This window comes from Nonomuraea sp. NPDC059194, from assembly GCF_042754765.1.
Classification (GTDB): domain Bacteria; phylum Actinomycetota; class Actinomycetes; order Streptosporangiales; family Streptosporangiaceae; genus Nonomuraea.
This window is the reverse complement of the sequence record NZ_JBHZBH010000004.1, coordinates 44149-63707: the sequence shown is the minus strand read 5'-3', so window position 1 is coordinate 63707 and position 19559 is coordinate 44149. Positions and strand designations below refer to the sequence as shown.

The 19559-nt window shown below is 71.7% G+C and carries 18 protein-coding genes; 10 read left to right on the top strand and 8 right to left on the bottom strand.

Features of this window, described 5'->3' with window-relative positions; translation table 11 throughout:
• Nucleotides 1-65: 65 nt before the first annotated feature.
• Nucleotides 66-233, bottom strand: coding sequence for a hypothetical protein (locus ACFXJ8_RS07540; protein ID WP_379642995.1), 168 nt, complete (start codon nucleotides 231-233; stop codon nucleotides 66-68).
• Between the two features lie 158 nt (nucleotides 234-391).
• On the opposite strand from ACFXJ8_RS07540, the gene ACFXJ8_RS07535 reads away from it, so the two are divergent.
• Nucleotides 392-712, top strand: a complete 321-nt coding sequence (locus ACFXJ8_RS07535; protein ID WP_379642994.1) for a GYD domain-containing protein — start codon at nucleotides 392-394, stop codon at nucleotides 710-712.
• A gap of 133 nt (nucleotides 713-845) precedes the next feature.
• Here ACFXJ8_RS07535 and ACFXJ8_RS07530 read toward each other — a convergent pair whose 3' ends face one another.
• Entirely contained in the window at nucleotides 846-2126 is a 1281-nt protein-coding gene (locus ACFXJ8_RS07530; RefSeq protein ID WP_379642993.1) for an ATP-binding protein, read from the bottom strand.
• A gap of 313 nt (nucleotides 2127-2439) precedes the next feature.
• On the opposite strand from ACFXJ8_RS07530, the gene ACFXJ8_RS07525 reads away from it, so the two are divergent.
• On the top strand, nucleotides 2440-3357 hold the full coding sequence (locus tag ACFXJ8_RS07525) for a diacylglycerol/lipid kinase family protein (RefSeq protein WP_379642992.1): 918 nt from the start codon (nucleotides 2440-2442) through the stop codon (nucleotides 3355-3357).
• A gap of 28 nt (nucleotides 3358-3385) precedes the next feature.
• Here the strand turns inward: ACFXJ8_RS07525 and ACFXJ8_RS07520 are convergent, their stop codons facing one another.
• From ACFXJ8_RS07520 to ACFXJ8_RS07505, 4 genes are all read right to left on the bottom strand, one after another.
• Nucleotides 3386-5389, bottom strand: a complete 2004-nt coding sequence (locus tag ACFXJ8_RS07520; protein ID WP_379642991.1) for a dipeptide ABC transporter ATP-binding protein — start codon at nucleotides 5387-5389, stop codon at nucleotides 3386-3388.
• Between the two features lie 15 nt (nucleotides 5390-5404).
• Nucleotides 5405-6316 (bottom strand): ABC transporter permease, encoded by a 912-nt coding sequence (locus tag ACFXJ8_RS07515; RefSeq protein ID WP_379642990.1) that lies wholly within the window; start codon nucleotides 6314-6316, stop codon nucleotides 5405-5407.
• Nucleotides 6313-7272 carry an ABC transporter permease gene (locus ACFXJ8_RS07510; protein WP_379642989.1) on the bottom strand — a complete coding sequence of 320 codons (960 nt, stop codon included), beginning with the start codon at nucleotides 7270-7272 and terminating at the stop codon, nucleotides 6313-6315. Before ACFXJ8_RS07510 ends, ACFXJ8_RS07515 begins: the two co-directional genes overlap by 4 nt.
• Nucleotides 7273-7335: 63 nt before the next feature.
• Nucleotides 7336-9150, bottom strand: a complete 1815-nt coding sequence (locus tag ACFXJ8_RS07505) for a peptide ABC transporter substrate-binding protein (protein WP_379642988.1) — start codon at nucleotides 9148-9150, stop codon at nucleotides 7336-7338.
• A 213-nt stretch (nucleotides 9151-9363) separates the two neighbouring features.
• Between ACFXJ8_RS07505 and ACFXJ8_RS07500 the strand changes: the two genes are divergently transcribed.
• The 5 genes from ACFXJ8_RS07500 to ACFXJ8_RS07480 all read left to right on the top strand — a co-directional run bounded on the left by ACFXJ8_RS07500 (nucleotide 9364) and on the right by ACFXJ8_RS07480 (nucleotide 14733).
• Complete coding sequence (locus ACFXJ8_RS07500) at nucleotides 9364-10512, top strand: ROK family protein (protein ID WP_379642987.1); 1149 nt, start codon at nucleotides 9364-9366, stop codon at nucleotides 10510-10512.
• Nucleotides 10513-10525: 13 nt separating this feature from the next.
• Nucleotides 10526-11995: a M81 family metallopeptidase gene (locus tag ACFXJ8_RS07495; RefSeq protein WP_379642986.1), complete on the top strand. Its 1470-nt coding sequence runs from the start codon at nucleotides 10526-10528 to the stop codon at nucleotides 11993-11995.
• A 30-nt stretch (nucleotides 11996-12025) separates the two neighbouring features.
• Entirely contained in the window at nucleotides 12026-12382 is a 357-nt protein-coding gene (locus ACFXJ8_RS07490; protein WP_379642985.1) for an arsenate reductase family protein, read from the top strand.
• A gap of 206 nt (nucleotides 12383-12588) precedes the next feature.
• Nucleotides 12589-13869 carry a BtrH N-terminal domain-containing protein gene (locus ACFXJ8_RS07485; RefSeq protein WP_379642984.1) on the top strand — a complete coding sequence of 427 codons (1281 nt, stop codon included), beginning with the start codon at nucleotides 12589-12591 and terminating at the stop codon, nucleotides 13867-13869.
• 87 nt (nucleotides 13870-13956) lie between these two features.
• The gene (locus tag ACFXJ8_RS07480; protein WP_379642983.1) at nucleotides 13957-14733 is read left to right on the top strand and encodes a (2Fe-2S)-binding protein; all 777 of its coding nucleotides are present in this window, start codon (nucleotides 13957-13959) and stop codon (nucleotides 14731-14733) included.
• On the opposite strand, the gene cobF is transcribed toward ACFXJ8_RS07480, so the two are convergent.
• Nucleotides 14720-15478, bottom strand: coding sequence for a precorrin-6A synthase (deacetylating) (gene cobF / locus ACFXJ8_RS07475; protein WP_379642982.1), 759 nt, complete (start codon nucleotides 15476-15478; stop codon nucleotides 14720-14722). The two genes, ACFXJ8_RS07480 and cobF, sit on opposite strands and share 14 nt — an antisense overlap.
• A gap of 391 nt (nucleotides 15479-15869) precedes the next feature.
• Between cobF and ACFXJ8_RS07470 the strand changes: the two genes are divergently transcribed.
• From ACFXJ8_RS07470 to ACFXJ8_RS07460, 3 genes are read left to right on the top strand one after another with little or no spacing between them, the layout of a single operon-like run.
• Entirely contained in the window at nucleotides 15870-17987 is a 2118-nt protein-coding gene (locus tag ACFXJ8_RS07470) for an alpha-galactosidase (protein WP_379642981.1), read from the top strand.
• A gap of 8 nt (nucleotides 17988-17995) precedes the next feature.
• Nucleotides 17996-18121 carry a hypothetical protein gene (locus ACFXJ8_RS07465; RefSeq protein ID WP_379642980.1) on the top strand — a complete coding sequence of 42 codons (126 nt, stop codon included), beginning with the start codon at nucleotides 17996-17998 and terminating at the stop codon, nucleotides 18119-18121.
• A 6-nt stretch (nucleotides 18122-18127) separates the two neighbouring features.
• The gene (locus tag ACFXJ8_RS07460; protein WP_379642979.1) at nucleotides 18128-18796 is read left to right on the top strand and encodes a YoaK family protein; all 669 of its coding nucleotides are present in this window, start codon (nucleotides 18128-18130) and stop codon (nucleotides 18794-18796) included.
• Here ACFXJ8_RS07460 and ACFXJ8_RS07455 read toward each other — a convergent pair.
• Complete coding sequence (locus ACFXJ8_RS07455) at nucleotides 18715-19416, bottom strand: hypothetical protein (protein ID WP_379642978.1); 702 nt, start codon at nucleotides 19414-19416, stop codon at nucleotides 18715-18717. The two genes, ACFXJ8_RS07460 and ACFXJ8_RS07455, sit on opposite strands and share 82 nt — an antisense overlap.
• Between the last annotated feature and the right edge of the window lie 143 nt (nucleotides 19417-19559).

The following is a 19559-nucleotide window of genomic DNA, read 5'->3' as shown; positions in this document are numbered from 1 at the left end:
GCTAGGTGAATCCCCCCGGACGTTATCCACGCAGGACACAATGTTCAATCCCGCACCAAAGCGGGCTAGTCGATGATCGCGATGCCGCGCTCCGACCAGAGCGCCCGTGAGGACGACTCCGGGTCGTCGACGTCGAACAGGTGGGTGGTCGCCTTCGCCGTCTCGCAGGCGGGCCGGCCGGGATCGCCGGTGGCGGCCAGCGCACTGGGCATCCTGAACAACCAGTCCGACATCAGAGAGCTCCTCGGCCGAAGTTCCGCGTCATGCGCTCAACGTGATGGCCGGACTCGCGCCAAGCGGAACCGAGGACAGCCCGTGGGATTACCGTCATCCGATGCCGAGAACGTCGTCTGATACAGCCGTAGTGGTGACGTAGAAGGAGACGAAGACCATGCCCAAGTACCTCATCCAGGCGACCTACACCCCGGAAGGACTCAAGGGTCTGCTTCGCGAGGGGGGCACCGGACGTCGTGAAGCGCTGGACCGCATGATGGAGAACATCGGCGGCCGGGTCGAGAGCTTCTACTACGCTTTCGGCGAGTGCGACGTCTACGTCATCACCGACGTACCGAACAATGTCACCGCGGCCGCGGTGGGCCTCACGATCTCAGCGACCGGCGCGGTGCGGACGAAGACCGTCGTGCTCCTGACGACGGACGAGATCGACGAGGCCGTCCGGCAAGAGGTGGCGTACCGGCCGCCTGGCGCGTGACAGCGACGCGTGTTCGCCGGGATCGGCGGCCCAGCCAGTGGAACTGGCTCCCGCGCGTCCAGTGGCCCTCAGTCACGCTCCGCGATCTGCCCCGGCCCATGCTCCACCGCGACCGCTGACCCCTCCGCGGGGCTCAGAGGCGGGCGTGCGAGGTGATGTCGGCAGTGAACTCGTCGCTCATCGCGGCGGTGACGGTCGGCCTGCACTGGCCGATCGCGACCAGGTAGTCGGCCGTTCCGGCGCCCGCGGGGGTCCCCTCGGGCAGCGCGGCGTCGATGAGGTCGCGCTCGAAGGCGGTCTGCGCCGCCGACCTGGCGGCGTGCTCGATGTCGGCGGGGGTGAACAGCTCGCTCGCCGCCACCAGCGTGTCCAGGTCCACGTCGGGCCGCCCGCCGGAGTACCGCCCCCAGATCGCCGAGCGGGCCGCCGCGTCGGGGGTGCCGATCGGAATCAGGTAGTCGAAGCGCCCGGGCCGCAGGAACGCCGGGTCCAGCGAGCGGATGGAGTTGGTCGCGCACACCAGCAGCCGCTCGTCGCGCTCCCTGAAGCCGGGGATGAGCTTGAGCAGTTCGTTGGTGATGCCGTGGCTGCCCGCCTCGGGGCGTTCGGCCCGCACGGCGGCGATCTCCTCGACTTCGTCGATGAAGACCAGCACCCGCTCCAGCTCGGCGATCCTGGCGAAGGCGGTGCGCAGCGCCTCCGCCAGGTTGCCGTCGCCGGCCAGCCGGGAGGGCAGCAGCTCGACGAACGGCCAGCCGAGCCTGGAGGCGATCGCCCGCGCGAACGTGGTCTTGCCGGTGCCGGGCGGGCCGAACAGGGCGATCGCCCGGGGCGGGCGTACGCCGTGCCTGGCGGCCCGCTCCGGCTCGGCCAGCGGCAGCACGATGCGCCGCTCGATGAGATCCTTCTCCACCTCCATGCCCGCCACCTTGTCCCACAGGTCGCCGGGAAGGAGCCGGCCGCCCAGCTCGGCCAGCAGGCCGGCGCCGAGGCCGACGGCGGGCTCGGTCTTCTCGAAATAGGCGACGGCGGGCCGCCTGGTGTAGCCGGCGTTCACCAGCCCCTCGCCGAGCAGCTCCTCCTCCGGCAGCACATAGGCGATCCGCCGCACCCGCGCGTCCATCAGCCGCCGCTCCAGCTCTCTCAGCAGCGCGCTGGCCAGCCCGCGCCCCCGCCACGTGGAGGCGATCGCGATACGCATCACCCACGCCCGTTCGCCGGACACGTGGGACAGGGCCGCCCCGATGGGCACACCCCGGTGGACGGCCACGACGGCCGGCTGGCCCGAGGTCAGGGCCCCGATGCACTCGGCGAGCGAGAACACCGACTCCTGGCCCAGGCCTGCCGTGGTGTCGATCAAATGGACCACGGCGGCGAGGTCGTCCTCGCGGTAGTCATGAATGTGCCAGTTCACGGGTGTCGCCTCCTCATCAGGGGGCTACCGACGTTAGGGCAGCTCAGGCCGCCGGTCCCGCTCCACGCTGCACAATATGACCGCCAAAAATGTACTGAGTGGAAGGTTTGCCATAGTTCCCTGGCGGCTGTCCCATGCGAGGATCGGCACGTGCCCGAGCGCGTGCTCATCGTGGAACCAACCTGGAGGAGTCGCCGCATCGGCATCGGCGGGTGCTGGCCGTGCTGACCCTGTTGCGGTCGCGCTGACTCTACTTTGTAAAGGAAGGTGCCGGGATAACGGGGTAGGTGATCGGCCTGCGAAGGAGGAGAGCATGAAGTTGCTCGTGATCTGCAACTCGGCGGCAGGCGGGGCCGACGACGACAGCCGCCGCGCGGCGATGGACGTGCTCGAGGCGGAGGCCGACGTGCTGGTCCGCGAAGATCCCGACGACCTCGGCGCGGTGCTGGACGAGGCGCCCGATCGCGTCCCCGTGGTCATGGGCGGCGACGGCAGCCTGCACGCGCTGGTGGCGGCGCTGGCCGCGCGCGGGGAACTGGACTCCAGGCCCGTCGGGCTGGTGCCGATGGGCACGGGCAACGATCTGGCCCGAGCCCTGGACCTGCCGCTCGACCCGGAGGAGGCGGCGCGGGTCGTCCTGGACGGGCACACCCGCCCCATGGACCTGCTCACCGACGACCGGGGCGGCGTGGTGGTCAACGCCGTCCACGTCGGCGTCGGGGCGCGGGGCTCGCGCGAAGCCGTACCGCTCAAGCCGCTGTTGCGGCGGGCCGCCTACGCGGTGGGCGCGATGATCGCGGGCGTGCGGGCGCGGGGGTGGCGGCTGCGCGTCGTCGTGGACGGCACGACGGTGGCCGACGGGCGGCGCAGGGTCCTGATGGTCGCCATGGGCAACGGCACGTCCATCGGCGGCGGCGTCCCGCTGACCCCGGCCGCCCTGCCCGACGACGGGCTGGTGGACGTGATGGTCTCCTTCGCCACGGACCCGCTGGCTCGCCTCGCCTTCGCGCTACGGCTACGCCGCGGCACGCATCCGTCCCAGGCGGAGGTGCGCACCTACCGGGCCAAGGAGATCGCGATCGCGGGGCAGCCGGTCCCGGTCAACGCCGACGGCGAGCTCGGCCCCGACGTGACCCGCCGGACGTGGAAGGTACGCCAGTGGGCCTGGCGCATCCTCGCCCCCGCTCCCGAGGACACCCGCGCACCCGAGGACACCCGCGCACCCGAGTAGATCCCCGGCACGCGCGGTGGCCAGGCGCTCAGCCGCGCAGCGGGAAGTGGCAGGCCACCTGGTGCGCGCCGCCCGTCAGCGGCGGCTCGCTCTCGCAGATCTCCTGGGCCAGGGGGCAGCGCGTCCGGAACCGGCAGCCCGTGGGCGGGTTCTGCGCGCTGGGCAGCTCGCCCCGGATGGCGATGCTCTCGCGCGGCGCCGCGCCCGGGTCGGCGGAGGGGACGGCGTCGATCAGGGCCTGGGTGTAGGGGTGCCTGGCCGCTCTGACCACGTCGTGCGCCGGCCCGACCTCGACGAGCTTGCCCAGGTACATGACGCCGATCCGGTCCGCCATGTAGTCGACGACGGACAGGTCGTGGCTGATGAACACGTACGCCAGACCCAAGTCGCGCTGCAGGTCCCGCATGAGGTTGAGCACCTGCGCCTGGATCGACACGTCGAGCGCGCTCACCGGCTCGTCGCCGACGATCAGCCGTGGCCGCAGGGCCAGCGACCTGGCCAGGCCGATGCGCTGCAGCTGGCCGCCGGAGAACTCGTGCGGGTAGCGTTCGAGGACCCGCCGGGACAGGCCCACCTGGTCCAGCAGCGTCGCGATGCGGGAGCGGCGTGTGGCCGGGTCGTCCACCTGCTGGATCTCCAGCGGTTCGGTCAGGATGGCGTCGATGCGCATGCGCGGGTTCATCGCCGCGTAGCTGTCCTGGAACATCAGCTGGACCTGCCGGTGCATCCGGCGGCGCGCGCGCCGGTCCAGCGTGGCGATGTCGGCGCCGTCGACGACGATCTGCCCGCCGGTCGGCTCCTCCAGCCCGACGACCAGCCGGCCCACGGTGGACTTGCCGCATCCTGACTCGCCCACGAGCCCGAACGTCTCGCCGGGCCGTACGTCGAACGACACCCCTGCCACGGCGCTCACCTTGCCCGAGGCCCGTCGCAGCCCGCCGCCCGCCGCCTCGTAGTCCTTGACCAGCCCGCGGATCGACAGGATCGCGTCCGCGTCGGGACCTGACGGTTGCGCCGCCGCAGCGGGCGCGGGCCGGGGCGCGGCCGTCAGGGGCCGGGTGACCGGGTGCAGGCACGCGTGCCGATGCTCGCCATCCGAAAGGCTCACCTCGGTCGTACGGCAGGCGTCCGAGACGAACCGGCAGCGCGGCGCGAACCTGCACCCCGTCATGGGCCTGGACAGGTCCGGCGGAAGACCGGGAATGCTGTAGAGCCGCTCCTGGGTGGCCGAACCGGGACGCGCCTCCATGAGCGCCTCGGTGTAGCGGTGCCGCGGCGAACGGAACAGCTCGGCCGTCGTCGCGGACTCCACCACCCGGCCCGCGTACATGACCGCGACCCTGTCGGCCCGGCTGGCGATCACACCCAGGTCGTGGGTGACGAGGATGACGGCCATCTCGAACTCTTCGCGCAGGTCATCGATCAGTTCGAGGATCTGCCGCTGGGTGGTCACGTCGAGCGCCGTCGTCGGCTCGTCGGCGATGAGCAGGCGGGGGGAGCAGACCAGCGCCATGGCGATGACGACCCGCTGGCGCATGCCACCGGAGAGCTGGTGGGGGTAGGCGTCGACGATCTTGTCAGGACGGGGCATCCCGACCCTGCGCAGGATCTCGATCGCCCGCTCCCGCGCCTCCGCCCGGCCGACCCCCTGGTGGACGCGCAGCGGTTCGGCGACCTGGACGCCGATGCGCATCGTCGGGTTGAGCGAGGTGAGCGGGTCCTGGAACACCATGCCCATCCGGACGCCGCGGATCCCGCGCACCTCCGCGGGCGGCAGCGACCGCAGGTCACGGCCCTCGAAGAGGATCTCGCCGCCGACGACCTCGCCGCCGGGCGGCAGCAGGCCCATGACCGACAGCGCGGTCATCGTCTTGCCGCTGCCCGACTCTCCGACGATGCCGAGGGTCTCGCCTTGCCGTACCTCCAGGTTGACGTCGTCGAGGGCGTGGACGACGCCCTTGCGCAGGGCGATGTCGGTGCTGACGCCACGCAACCGCAGCAGGGGCTCGGCCGGGTCGATGGGTGCGCTCATGTTCTCGTGCTCCTGCTAGCGCCGCCGGAGGCGGACCTCGAAGACGTCCCTCAGGCCGTCGCCCATGAAGTTGAAGGCGAGGACGATGAGGATGATGGCGATGCCCGGCGGGTACAGCAGCCACCAGTGGCCGCTGTAGGTGTCCGCGAGGCCGTCGGAGAGCATCCCGCCCCAGTTGGCGGCCGGTGGCGGCACGCCGAGGCCGAGGAACGACAGGTAGGCGACGTAGAGGATGGCGTCGGCGACCTGGAAGGTCGCGTTGACGATCACCGTTCCGATCGCGTTCGGGATGATGTGCCGCCGTACGGCACGGCCGCCGGTGCCGCCCATGGACCGCATGGCGTGGACGTACTCGCGCGAGCGCAGGCTCAGCGCCTCGCCGCGCACCAGCCGGGCCGGGCCCAGCCAGGCGAAGGCCCCGATGATGAGGATGAGCATCGGCACGCTCGGCGTGACGATGGTCGCCATGAGCATGAACAGGAACAGCGACGGGATCGACATCATCGCGTCGACCAGGCGCATCATGGCCGCATCGACCCATCCGCCGGCGAATCCGGCGATGGCTCCCCACACCGTGCCCACGACGGTCGCCAGGATGCCCGCGGCGAGGCCGACGACGATGGAGGTCTGGCCGCCGAGCATGAGGCGTCCGAGCTGGTCGTAGCCGACGCCGTCGGTGCCGAGCGGATGGCCCGGCGTCCCGGGCGGCAGGTGGACCGCGCTGAGATCGGTGTGCACCTGGTCGGTGTGGTAGAAGAGCGGGCCGAGGAAGCAGACCGCGCCCAGCACGACGAACAGGGCCAGGCCCAGCAGCGCCAGGCGGTTCTCGGCGAAGACCTCCACGCCCTGGCGCCACAGCCCTCGGACGGGCGCCTCGTCGTCGAGTGCTGCGCTCTGCTCGGCGGTCGTCTCTGTCGACGTGGTCATGAGCGGGCCGCCCTGAGCCGTACGCGAGGATCGACGGCGGCGTAGAGCAGGTCGGCCAGCAGCGCGCCGAGCACGGTCGCGACCGCGACGATCAGGGTCACGCCGAACAGGATGGGGAAGTCGCGCTTCAGCGCCGCCTGCCAGAACAGCTGGCCCATGCCGGGGAAGTTGAACAGCGACTCCACGACCAGCGCGCCGCTGAACAGCGCCGGCAGGTACATCCCGAGCAGCGTGATGACGGGGAACAGCCCGTTGCGCAGGGTGTGCCGCCCGACCACCCGCACCTCCGACAGCCCCTTGCTGCGGGCCGTGCGGACGTAGTTCTCGTTGAGGTTGTCGACCATCGAGGAGCGGACGTAGCGGGAGTAGACCGCGATGGTCACGATGGCGAGCGTGACGGTGGGCAGGACGAGCCCGGCCGGGTCGGCGAGCACCTCGCCCAGGGTGAAGCCCTGCGGCGCCTCAGGCGGCAGGATCGGCCAGACCTGGGAGAAGACAATGATCATCATGAGGCCCATGAAGAAGATCGGGGTGGCGTAGGCGAGCAGCGACAGTGCGGTGATGGCGTAGTCGGGCCACCGGTTGCGCCGCACCGCCTGGACGACGCCCAGCGGGATGGCGACGACGACGGCCAGCAGCGTCGACAGCAGCGACAGCACCATGGTCTTGGGCAGGCGCTGGCCGATGGCCTCGGTGACCGACTGGTTGAGCTGGAAGGAGTAGCCGAGGTCGCCGCTGAGCAGGCGCTCGACGTACATGACGTACTGCTGGGCCCAGGGCCGGTCGTAGCCCATCTCGCGGTTGAACGCCGCCAGTTGCTCCAGCGTGGCCTCCTTGCCCAGGGTGGCCCGGGCGACGCCGCCTGGCAGCAGGTGCAGGATGACGAATGTGATCATCGTGACGAGCACGACGATGACCAGGGCCTGGCCCAGGCGCGTGATCAGATACCGGGCCACGGAGGCCCCCTCCTCGTTCCGGGGACCCCGGCGGCGCGGTCGGGCGCCACCGGGGTCGGCGACTCAGTTCTTCCAGGACCAGTCCTGGAAGAACATGCCGTTCATCGGGTCCTGCGGGTCGACGCCCTGCAGACCCGACCTGAACGCCGAGATCTGGTAGACGGGGTTCGGCATCCACAGCACCGGCAGGTCCTTGGCCAGGTGGTCGTTGTAGGCCTTGAGCGTGGCCTCGTCGGCGGAGAACTGCGTCGCCTCGATGAGCCGGTCGGCCTCGGGGTCGCTGTAGCTGCCGAGGTTGACCGGCGCGCCGGTGGCGAACAGCCGCTCGCCGCTGGCGAAGGCCGGGTAGTACCAGCTGCCCTGGGAGCCGAAGAAGGACATGTCCCACGAGCAGGTCGCCTCGGACGGCTTGCAGATCGGGGTGACCGCGACCGAGTCGGGCACCTCCTTGACCGTCAGCTCGACGCCGACCTTGGCCATCTGCGACTTGATCTCGGCGAACATCTTCGTCGTCGCGGCGAAGCCGGTCTGGCTGGTCACGGTGAACGCCAGCGGGGTGCCCGAGGCGATGCCCTCGCCGCACTGGTCGGGCCCGGTGCCCGGCCGCTGGCAGGTCGTCTGCCCGTCCGGGGTCACCTTCCAGCCGTGGCTCTCCAGCAGCTGCCTGGCCTTGGCGGGGTCGAAGGAGTAGGCGCAGCCCTCGCTCGACCCGTTCGTGCCCGGCTTGAGCGGGACGGGACCGCAGGTCGGCGCGGCCATCCCGGACCAGATGACCTTGCTGATCGTCGGCTGGTCGATGAGCATCTGCAGCGCCTGGCGCAGGTACGGCTGCTTGAACAGCGGCCCCGACGTCGGGTTGTTGTAGTTGAGCTGCAGATAGGTGATGGACCAGCCGTACCAGGGGGAGATCGTGTAGCCCTTGGACTCGAGGTACTTGCGCTGGGACAGGTTGGCCGGCGGCAGGTAGCCGTAGTCGATCTGGCCGGCGCGCAGCACGTTGAACTCGGCGTCGTCGCCGGTGAAGGGCCGCAGCACCACTCTGGACAGCTTCGGCTTGTCGGCGCCGGAGTAGTTCGGGCGGGCGGTCAGGACGACCTCGCCGTTCGGGACGTACTTCTCCAGCTTCCACGCGCCGCTGTTGACCTGCCACAGCTCGTTGGTCGCGTAGGTCTTGGGGTCCTTGGAGGCGGCGGTGAGGAAGTCGAAGACCTTCCTGGCGCCCTCGGGGGTGGTGTCGAGGTCGCTCACCTTCGCCGTGGCCGAGTCCTTGTCCCAGACGTGCTGGGGGAGCGGCACGATGCGGTTGAGCTGGTTACCGACGAACCACGCGGTGTTGTACGCCTTCTTCGTCGTCAGCGAGAAGGTCCTGTCGTCCTTGACGGTGAAGTCGGCGATGTTGTCGGGGAAGCCGCCGGCCCGGTAGGACGCCCACTTGTCCTTGTTGGCGGTGACGAGGTTGTACCAGAACCGCACGTCACGGGTGGTGACGGGCTTGCCGTCCGACCACGTGTTGTCCTTCAGCGTGATCGTCAGCGTCTTGCCGCCGTCGCTCACCTCGGGCGGCGCGGCCATCGAGCGCTCGGGGTCGATGTTGTACTGCGCCGAGCCGTCCAGCTTGTACTCGTACAGGTGGCGGTACTGCGCGGCGCCGAAGATGGCGTTCTCGCCCTGGGTGAAGCCGGGCGCCGAGATGGGCAGGATCCAGTTCGGGGTCCGCAGGGCGACGGTCACGCTGTCCTTGCCCTGGCCCCCGCCCTGTGCGCCCTTGGCTGGGCCGCCGCCGGAGCCGCCGCACGCGGCCAGGCCCAGTCCGAGGGCCATCACGCCTGCTAATACCGCGGTGCCGCGGAGCCCGCGCCGGTGGAATCTGCTCCCCATGGGATCTCCTCGATTGACGTGCACATGCCCTGCGCTTTCGGGGCCGAGGTGCGCTCAATCCGGAGAATGTATAGACGGCAATGTATGAAGTCAACGGAACAAAACCACTTTGTTTCGCTGACTTATTTCGAGCTAGAGTCGAAGTGGCGCGTGGTCCATGATGGGGCTCTGTGCAACGGCGCGGCCGGGAATGCGGCCGTAGGGAGGAGCGGCATGTCGGACCCATCGAGTCCCGCCAACCTGCGCGAGCAGGCACTGAGCCTGCTGGCGAGCGGCGAGGCCACGTCCCGTGCCGACCTCGTCGAGACCCTGCAGGTCGCACCGTCGACCGTCTCCAGCGTCGTACGGCGCCTGCTGGAGGAGGGAGCCATCCTCGAGGAGGGCGTGGGCCGCTCCACCGGCGGACGGCGACCGCGGATCCTGCGACTGCGCGACGTCGGCGGCGTCCTGGCCGTGTCGGAGCTGGGCGCCGGGCACGCCCGCATCGGCCTGTGCTCACCCGACGGACGGCTGCTCACCTCCGAGGAGGCCGCCATCGAGATCGCGGCCGGTCCCGCAGAGGTCTTCGACACGATCGCCCGGGAGCTCGGGCGGATCAGGTCGGCCACCGCGCCGGGGCAGGCGCTGCTCGGGATCGGCGTGGCGCTGCCCGGACCGGTCGAGCATCCGCACGGACGGCTGGTCGGCCCGGCCCGGATGCCCGGCTGGAGCGGCTTCGACGCGCAGGCCGACCTCAGGCAGCGCTTCGGCGTGCCCGTCGTCGTCGACAACGACGCCAAGGCCGCCGCGATCGGCGAGCACATCGCCCGCGGCAGGGACTCCGGCGACATGATCTACGTCAAGGCCGGCACCGGCATCGGCGGCTGCCTGGTCAGCGGCGGCCAGGTCTACCGCGGGGGCCGCGGGCTCAGCGGCGACGTCACCCACGTCCGCGTGGCCGACAGTGGTGAGCGCGAGTGCTCCTGCGGCAGCCGCGGCTGCCTGGAGACCGTCGCCAGCGGCGCCGCCCTGGCCCGCCAGCTGGAGGATCGCGGCCTGCCGGTGACCACGACCCGTGACGTCATCGCCGCGACCGTCAACGCCGAGCCGTCCGTCGTCACCATGGTGCGCCACGCCGGCGGGCTGCTCGGGGTCGCGCTGTCCGGCCTGGTCAACTTCCTCAACCCCGACGCCGTCGTCATCGGCGGCGCGCTGTCCAGCCTCGACGTGTACGTGGCCGCCGCCCGGAGCATGCTCTACGAGCGCTGCCTGCCGTCCATGACCCAGTCCCTGTCCATCGAGGCCAGCGTCGCAGGCCCGGATGCCGCCCTGGCCGGGCTCGGGCATCTGGTGCGCGCGTCGGCCGACGTCCGACCCTCCTGAGGAGCCCCCGCCCGTGTCCCGACCCCTTCGCGTCGCCATCGGCGGCGTGCACATCGAGTCCAGCACCTTCTCGCCGCACCTGAGCACCGCCGCCGACTTCGAGGTCACCCGTGGTGACAGCCTGCTGGCGCGGTACGGCTGGCTCTCGCCCGCCGAGCCGTGGGCCGCCGACGTCGAATGGATCCCCCTCGTCCACGCGCGAGCCCTTCCCGGCGGCGCGGTCGCCCCCGGCACCTACGACGCATGGCGCGCCGAGATCCTCGACGGGCTGGCAGCGGCGGGCCCCCTGGACGGCGTCCTGCTCGACATCCACGGCGCGATGAGCGTCGTCGGCCGCGACGACGCCGAGGGCGACCTCGTCACCGCCATCCGGTCGGTCATCGGGCCCGAGCCGTTCGTCTCCGCGGCCATGGACCTGCACGGCAACGTCTCGCCCGCCCTGTTCGACGGGTGCGACCTGCTCACCTGCTACCGCACCGCGCCGCACGTCGACGTGTGGGAGACCCGCGAGCGCGCCGCGCGCAACCTGGTCGAGGCGCTGCGCCGCGGGCATCGGCCCTGCAAGGCCCTCGTCCACGTGCCGATCCTGCTGCCCGGCGAGATGACCAGCACCAGGCTCGACCCGGCCAAGGGGCTCTACGCCCGCGTCCCCGAGGTCGAGGCCAGGCGGGGTGTCATCGACGCGGCGATCTGGATCGGCTTCGCCTGGGCCGACGAGCCCCGCTGCAGCGGCGCCGTCGTCGCCACCGGCACCGACGCCGCCGCCACGGCCGAGGCGGCGCGCGAGCTCGGCGAGCACTTCTGGGCGGCACGCGAGGAGTTCGCGTTCGTCGCCCCGACCGGCACCATGGACGACTGCCTCGACCAGGCGCAGGTGGCGATCAAGGACCCCGCCCGCCGCCCGTTCTTCATCAGCGACTCCGGCGACAACCCCGGAGCCGGCGGCGCCGACGACGTCACCTACGCCCTCGACCGGCTGCTGGCGCGCCAGGAGATCCGCGACGGCTCGATCAGGGCGGTCTACGCCTCGCTGGTCGACCCCGAGGCCGTGGCGCAGGTCGCCGACCTACCGCTCGGCTCGCCGGTCAGCGTACTGGTCGGCGGGCGCATCGACCCACGGGAGCCCGGTCCGCTGCCGCTCGACGGCGTCCTGGAGGCGGTCGCCGACGACCCCGACGGCGGGCGCTGCGTGAGCGTGCGGGTGGGCGGGGCCAGCGTGTTCGTCACCTCCCGGCGGATGCAGTACCGCGAGCTGGCCTCCTACGCCCGGCTGGGCATCGAGGTCGGTACGGTGGACCTCGTGGTCGTCAAGATCGGCTACCTCGAACCCGAGCTGTTCGACGCGGCGGGCGACTGGCTGCTGGCGCTGACGCCGGGCGGCGTCGACCAGGACCTGCGGCGCCTGCCGTACGCGCGGCTGAGGCGGCCGATGTTCCCCCTGGACCGCGACTTCACCGCGGACCTCACCGTGGTGGCGAAGTGATCCACGCAGGTCGGCCCTAGCATGGAAATCATGGAAATCTGGATCAACCCCGACTGCTCCAAGTGCCGGTCCGCGCTGTCCGTCCTGGACGCCGCCGGGGCCGGCTACACCGTGCGGCGCTACCTGGAGGACCCGCCGAAGGAGAACGAGATCCGCGACGTGCTGGCCAAGCTCGGCCTCGAACCGTGGGACATCACCAGGACGGGCGAGGCCAGAGCCGCCGAGCTCGGCCTGAACGACTGGCCGCGCGACGCCCCCAGCCGTGACCGGTGGATCAGGGCGCTGGCCGACAACCCGATCCTGATCCAGCGGCCGATCATCACCGCCGCCGACGGGTCGGCCGTGGTCGGGCGGAGCGAGCAGGCCGTACGGTCGCTGCTCGACTAGACGCCCTGGTGTTATAGTTCGCTCTCGCGGCGGTTCTCTCCCGCCGAACCTCCTGAGCGGGTCCCCACGCGACCCGCCGACCGCGGGGGCAAAGGGGACGTACGCGCCTCGGGAGCGGCAGTCTGACCGGCCTCGCGACACTTCGCGGCCGCCAGGGGCCGCGGGCGTGGGCCGGGCACTGGCGAACGGCCGCGCGGAGAGCCGTCATGACCAGCAAGAAGCAACTCAAGGCCCGCATCCGTCAGCGGATGGCCAAGACGGGCGAAAGCTACACCACCGCCCGCGCCCACCTCGTCGGGCAGGCCGAACCGCACGCCGACGGCGGCTGGCGGTTCGTCGGCGGGCACGATCCCTCGAGCGCGGCGATCACCGCGATCCTGGTCAACCAGGGCGTCGCCGTCAGCGAGCCGATGGTGTTCCTGGCGGGCGGCGGCATCGGCGCCGGATACATCCTGTGGGAGTTCCAGCACGACCAGAGCCGCCACGTGGTCCTGGGCTTCCGCAACCTGTGGCAGTACCACAACCGCTGGATGGACAAGACGCTCACCCGGCTCGGCGTGCCGTACGAGGAGCACACCACCGGCGGGGCCCGCGGCGCGAGCAGCAGGCTCGCACAGGAGCTCGACGCGGGACGGCCGTGCATCATCCTTCCCGACCGCTACCACCTCGGGTACTGGCAGCTGCCCGCCGCGCTGGACGGCTACGGCGGGCACCCCGTGGTCGCCTACCGGCGCGACGAGAGCGGCGTGTACCTCGACGACCGGGGCCAGGCCACGCTGCTCGTCCCGCGTGAGCGCGTCGACGCCGCGCGCGCCAGGGTCGGCTCGTACAAGAACGTGACGCATGTCCTGGGCGAGGCCGTCCTGGACGGGGCGACGCTGGCCGCCGCCGCGCGGGAGGGCTTGCGTGACTGCGCCGAGCACCTGTCCGCGGCGTCCGACTCGTTCTCGCTGCCCGCCTGGCGCAAGTGGTCGCGGCTGCTGAGCGACACCAGGAACGCCAAGGCCTGGGGCAAGGTCTTCGCCGACGGGCGCGGCCTGGCCGGGGGGCTGCTGTCGGTCTGGGAGGGGGTCGAGCCGATCGGCATGGACGGCGGGAACCTGCGCGACCTGTTTGCGCGCTCGCTGGACGAGGCCGCGGACCTGCTGGGCGAGCCGCGCCTGGCCGGGCTGGCGGAACGGTTCCGGCAGATCCACGCGATGTGGCACGACCTCGCCGAGGCGGCGCTGCCCGCGTCGGTGCCGCAGTTCGCCCGGATGCGGGAGCTGACGGCGGCGATCAGGGAGAGCGTCCTGGCGGAGGGGAGCGCGGGCGGCGCCCAGGCGGCAGCGTTCGCGCAGGAGCTGTGGGAGGTCCGCGGCGAGGTCGACCGGTCGGCCCCCGTCGGCGACCTGACCCCGCTGTTCGCCGACCTCAGCGCGCGGGTGGGCGCGATCTACGAGGCGGAGTCGGCGGCGATCGCCGAGCTGTCGGCCCTGACCCACTGATCCGCCGACCTGGTAGGGACTGGCGGCTCAGCCCCGTGCTGCCCGCTCACCCGCGCGGGCCCACCGGTTCGTCGCGGGTGTGCGAGCATGGTCGCTGTGCCGTACCGGCCCGCCCCGTCGCCGACGGTCGCCGACGCGATCGCCGACGTGTCCACGATCAGCGGCTACTTCGAGCTCGGCGTCGGCCCGATCGAGCCGGGCTGGCGGCCGCTCACCGACCTGCCCGTGGAGCAGCGGATCGCCGACGTCGCCGAGCGCCTGGGCACCGGCGAGACCAGGGTGGCGGCCTCGATCCTGTTCCAGGGCCTGGCCGCCCGCCTCTGGTCGCCCGCGGTCGGCGCCGCGGTGGCGCACGGCCTGCTCGTCGACCTCGCTCCCGCCCGGCTCCACTGGTATCCGGCTGCCGGCGGGCCGCTGCCGCTGCGCGCCGAGCGCCCGACCGGATGGCACGTCGCGGACGCCGAGGACGTCCAGCAGATGGCCGAGCCCCTGTACCGCACCGTGGTGTCCGGGCTGCTGGAGCCGCTCGCGCGGGCCGTACAGGAGGTCGTGCGGATCGCGCCGGGGCTGCTGTGGGGCAACGCCGCCTCCTCCCTGGCCGGGGCCGTCCGCGCGATCGCCCGCGGGCGTCCAGGGCTCGCCGCGCGGGCCGCCGCGCTCGGCCGCGAGCTCCTGGAGATGGGAGTGCTGCGCGGCACCGGCGACCTGGTCGAGCCCGCGCCAGGCCAGCCGTTCTTCGTCCGGCGCAGCTGCTGCCTCTACTACCGGGTACCCGGAGGCGGCATGTGCGAGGACTGCGTCCTGATCGACCAGGAGACGCGCCGCGCGCAGTGGGAGACGGCCATGCGCGTCACGCGGGGTTGACGCGCCGCAGCAGGTACGTGTCCATGATCCAGCCCTTGCGCTCGCGGGCCTGCGCACGCAGCTCGCGGATCCGGTCGGCGACCTCGGGCACCGGCCCCGACACCAGGATCTCGTCCGGGGTGCCGAGGTAGGCGCCCCAGTAGATGTGGAACTCCTCGCCCAGCTCGGCGAAGGCGCAGTGCGCGTCGAGCATGACGATGATGTCGTCGGCCGCGACGGGGCCCTCCTGCGCCAGGCGCCGCCCCGTCGTGATGTGCACGGGCCTGGCCACCCTGGTCAGGCTGGTGCGGTGGCGCGCCGTCAGCGCCGACACGCTGGTGATGCCCGCGACGACCTCGTACTCGAACGCCACCTCGCCGCGTTCGGCCACCTCCTCGATGCCGGCCAGCGTGCTGTCGTACAGTCCGGGGTCGCCCCAGACGAGGATCGCGCCGGTCTCGCCGTCGCCGAGTTCGTCACGGATGAACGCCTCGTACAGGTCGGCGCGCCGCGAGCGCCACTCCTCGACGGCGGCGGCGTAGGCGGGCGTGGTCCTGTCCCGCTCCGGATCCTGAGCCTCCACCAGCCGGTACGGCTCGCGGGCGTGCGCCCTGATCATGTCCTGGCGCAGGTCGACCAGGTCGTGCTTGGCCTCGCCCTTGTCGAGGAGGAAGAAGGCGTCGGCGCTGCCGATGGCCTTGACCGCCTGGAGGGTGAGATGGTCGGGGTCGCCCGCGCCGATGCCGATGATGAGGATTCGCTTCACGCGGCAAAGTCTGCCGTCTCGACGGCGCGCGGCGTGCCGCGGGGTGGCCGGGGCGGAGCCGTCCCCAGCGCGAGGAGACGACCGGCGACCTCGGCGGGACGTTGGTCGCCCTGGCCTCGGCCGCGCTCAGGCCCAACGCGAAGCGGGCGGCGGCGTTGTAGACGTCGCGGACATCGAGCAGGGCGTCAGTCAGGCCGGTGAGCGGCCGGGTGATGTCGGCGTGGACGACGGTCAGCCGCCTGGTGTCGATCCCCTGGGCAATCAGCCAGGGGGTGAGGGTGTCGTTCCGTATCGCCGCGGCGACGTGCTGGTTCCTGCCGAGCGGTCTTCATATTCATCGCAAGGGGGAACCCGTAGTGGCGCCGAAGCGCGATGCGATCTCATGGGGTTCGTGCCTCATGGGAAAGTACTCGCGGTGGGCGACAGCGCCTGGGCCGCCGTCACCACGACCTCCGCCTACGTCTTCGGCGTCGAGACGGCCGACGACGACACTCGCGTCGTGCAGTGGTACTGGGGGCCGCGCCTGCCGGACAAGGCGCTGGCCGAGGTCGTCGGGCAGGCGCCGACACGGACCGGCTCGAGCTTCCACGACCCCCGCGACATCGACGAGCTGCTGCCCGTCGAGGGCGGCCGCCGGTGGGGCGTGCCGTCGCTGCAGGCGACCTACGCGGGCGGGGTCCGCTCGGTCGAGCTGTCGTTCGCCGAGGCGGTGCTGTCGGACACGGAGATCGAGCTGGTGCTGCGCGACCCGCTGGGCCTGCGCGTCGGCCTGCACGTGAAGGTGGCCGCGGAGGTCGTCGAACGGTGGGTCAGCCTCGCCAACGAGGGCCCGCACGCCGTACGGATCGGCAGACTCGACTCCGGCAGCTGGGCCATCCCCGAGCAGCCGGCCTACCGCTACTCCGGGGTAGCCGGAGCCTGGGCGCAGGAGACGCAGCTGCACCGGGCCGAGCTGGCCGTCGGCGAGACCACGTTCACCAGCAGGACGGGCACGACCTCGCACCGCGCCAACCCGTGGATCATGATCGACGCGGGCGACGCCACCGAGGAACGCGGCGAGGTCTGGTCGATCGCGCTGGCCTGGAGCGGCTCGTGGCGGCTGACCGCGCAGCGCCGTCCCGAGGGCGACGTCGCCGTCACCGCGGGCTTCGGCCACGACGGCCCCTCGTGGCCGCTCGACCCGGGCGAGAAGCTGGTCACGCCGCCGATCCTCGGCCTCTACAGCGACGGCGGGTTCGGCGCGGCCAGCAGGGCCTGGCACGACTACGCCCGCCACCACGTCCTGCCCACGCCGTTCGAGGAGCGGCCGGTCCTCTACAACTCGTGGGAGGCCACCTGGTTCGACGTGCACGAACAGGGTCAGATCGAGCTCGCCCGCAGGGCCGCCGACCTGGGCGTTGAGCTGTTCGTGGTGGACGACGGCTGGTTCGGCGCCCGCACCGACGACCGGCGCGGCCTCGGCGACTGGTGGCCGAACCCCAACCGCTTCCCGCAGGGCCTGTCCAAGCTCTTCGACACCGTCCGCGAGCTCGGCATGCTGGCCGGTCTCTGGGTCGAGCCCGAAATGGTCAACCCCGACAGCGACCTCTACCGCGAGCACCCCGACTGGGTGCTGCACTACCCGGGCCGCCGCCGCGACACCCTGCGCGCCCAGCTCGTGCTCAACTACGGCAGGGCCGACGTGCGGGAGTGGGCGGTCGGCTGGCTGTCGGGCCTGGTGTCGGAGTACGGGCTCGACTACCTCAAATGGGACATGAACCGCAGCTTCACCCAGGCGGGCTGGCCGCAGGCGGGGGAGCGGGCCGACCTGCTGTGGATCGAGCACACCCGCGGCGTCTACGCGGTCATGGACACCCTGCGCGAGCGCCACCCCCGGCTGCGCCTCGAGTCGTGCTCGGGCGGCGGCGGCCGGATCGACTTCGGCATCCTGCGCCGCGCCGACGAGGTGTGGACCTCCGACAACACCGACGCCCGCGACCGCCAGGCCATCCAGGACGGCTACTCCTACCTCTACCCGGCCGGCGCGATGTCGGCCTGGGTCACCGACAGCCCCAACCCGCACACCAGGCGCGAGGTGCCGCTGACCTACCGCTTCCACGTGGCCATGGCGGGCGTGCTCGGCATCGGCGGCGACCTCACCAGATGGTCCCCGGCCGAGCTGGAGCAGGCACGCGAGCTGATCGCCGCCTACAAGGCGGTGCGGCCGGTCATCCAGCACGGCCGCCAGTACCGCCTGGCCGGGACTGCGGGGGTGACGGCCTCCGCCGTGCAGTACGTCCACGAGGACACCGTGGTCGTGCTCGCCTACAACCCGTTCGCGCTGTCCAAACACCCGCCACGCAGGGTACGGCTGGCGGGCCTCGACCCCGAGGCCGTCTACCAGGACGCCGCCGGCGAGCGGTGGCACGGGCAGACGCTCATGTCGCACGGCCTGGCCCTGCCCTCCTGGTCCACGGAGGGCAGCGACTACCAAAGCGACATGGTGGTTCTCCGTCGCACCGGGAAATAGATGATCCTATGGACATCATGAAGGACGCCGCCGGCGTCCAACGCGTCTTCGGCGAGCCGGTCACCCAGGGCGAGGTGACCGTCATCCGGATGATGGTCCTCGGCGTACGGCCGGCCACCTCGGCCAGGTCGTAGCCGCCCGTGCTCGGCCGCGTCGCCGGATGGCTGCTGCCAGGCGATACCAACAAGCACGGCGTCCTGCCCGCCCTGCTCATCCCGCTGACGTTCGTCACCGGCCTGGTCGACGCCGTCAGCTTCATGGGGCTGAACAAGGTCTTCGTCGCCAACATGACGGGCAACGTGGTCTTCGTCGGCTTCACGCTGGCGGGAGAGCGGGACCTGTCGCTGTGGTCGTCGCTGCTGGCCATCACCGCCTTCGTGGCCGGGGCGTGGACGGCGGGGCGGCTGGTGGCGCGGTCGGCGGCCGTCGAGAGGGCGTTCACCCCCATCACCGGCGCCCACCTGGCGTTCGTCACGACGGCGCTGGTGGTATCAGTGATCTTCGGGCATCAGGCCACCGGCGCGCAGGCCGCGCTGATCTCGCTGCTCGCCTTCGGCATGGGCATGCAGAACGCGGTCGTCAGGAAGCTGGCCGTCCCCGACATGACCACCACGGTCCTGACGGCCGACATAACGGGCCTGGCCAGCGACTCCCCTGGAGTCGCCGGCAGGCGCCGGCTCGTCTCAGTTGTCGCGATGTGCGCCGGCGCGCTGTGCGGCGGCCTGCTTCACATCCACGTAGGCCCGCCGGGGGCGCTGGCGCTCGCGCTGGTGCTGCTCGCCGGCGTCGCGGTGGCCGGCCGGGGCTGAGCCCGGGGGATCATCGCGGCGCATTCGGCGATCGCACCGACCAGCAACTCGTGCAGGATCGCGTCGGGATCCGGCACGCAGGCCTGGGCGATGCCCACCACCGACAGCTGCACCGCGTTCGGCGCCGCGTACCTGCGAAAACCCTTGTCGGTGATCTTCGCGGCCCGGCTGAACCGCCGGGCCGAGTCGGCGGCGTGCGGCGCCTGGTCGAAGGCCCACCTGCTGCGCTCCTCCAGCCCCGCGGGACGGCCGTCCAGCCTGGCCAGCATCTCCTCGGCGGCCAGCACCGAGACGGCCAGCGCGAGCTGCCGCTCGGCGGCGGCGATCGGCAACGCGGTGGTCGATGCGCGCAGGGCCAGCCTGGCGTCGATCCGCAAGTCGTCACCGGTCAGCCCGATGATCGAGGGGACGAGCGGGACGAGCCTGCTCCTGCCCTTGTCGGTGGTGTGGTCGTTGACCAGGCGGGCCAGGCCCGCGAGCAGCGGATGTGTGCACGCGGGATGGTCGCTCCACCGTTCGCCCGCCAGATAGGAGGCCAGCTCCATGAAGCAGGCGCCCTTGCGCGGGTTGCGGTGCCTGCCTCGCGACAGGATCGGCATGTGGTCGTACAGAGTGTCCACGGCTGCTCCACGCGTTCTGCGTTGATCTGCCCTTTCAGTCTGCGTTGACGGCTACCCGAAAGCCAAGGGGTTAAGGCTTCGATCAACGGCCCCAGACTGCGCCGCCCCCAGCGCGTCGCCCTCACGCGCGGTCGATCTCCGCG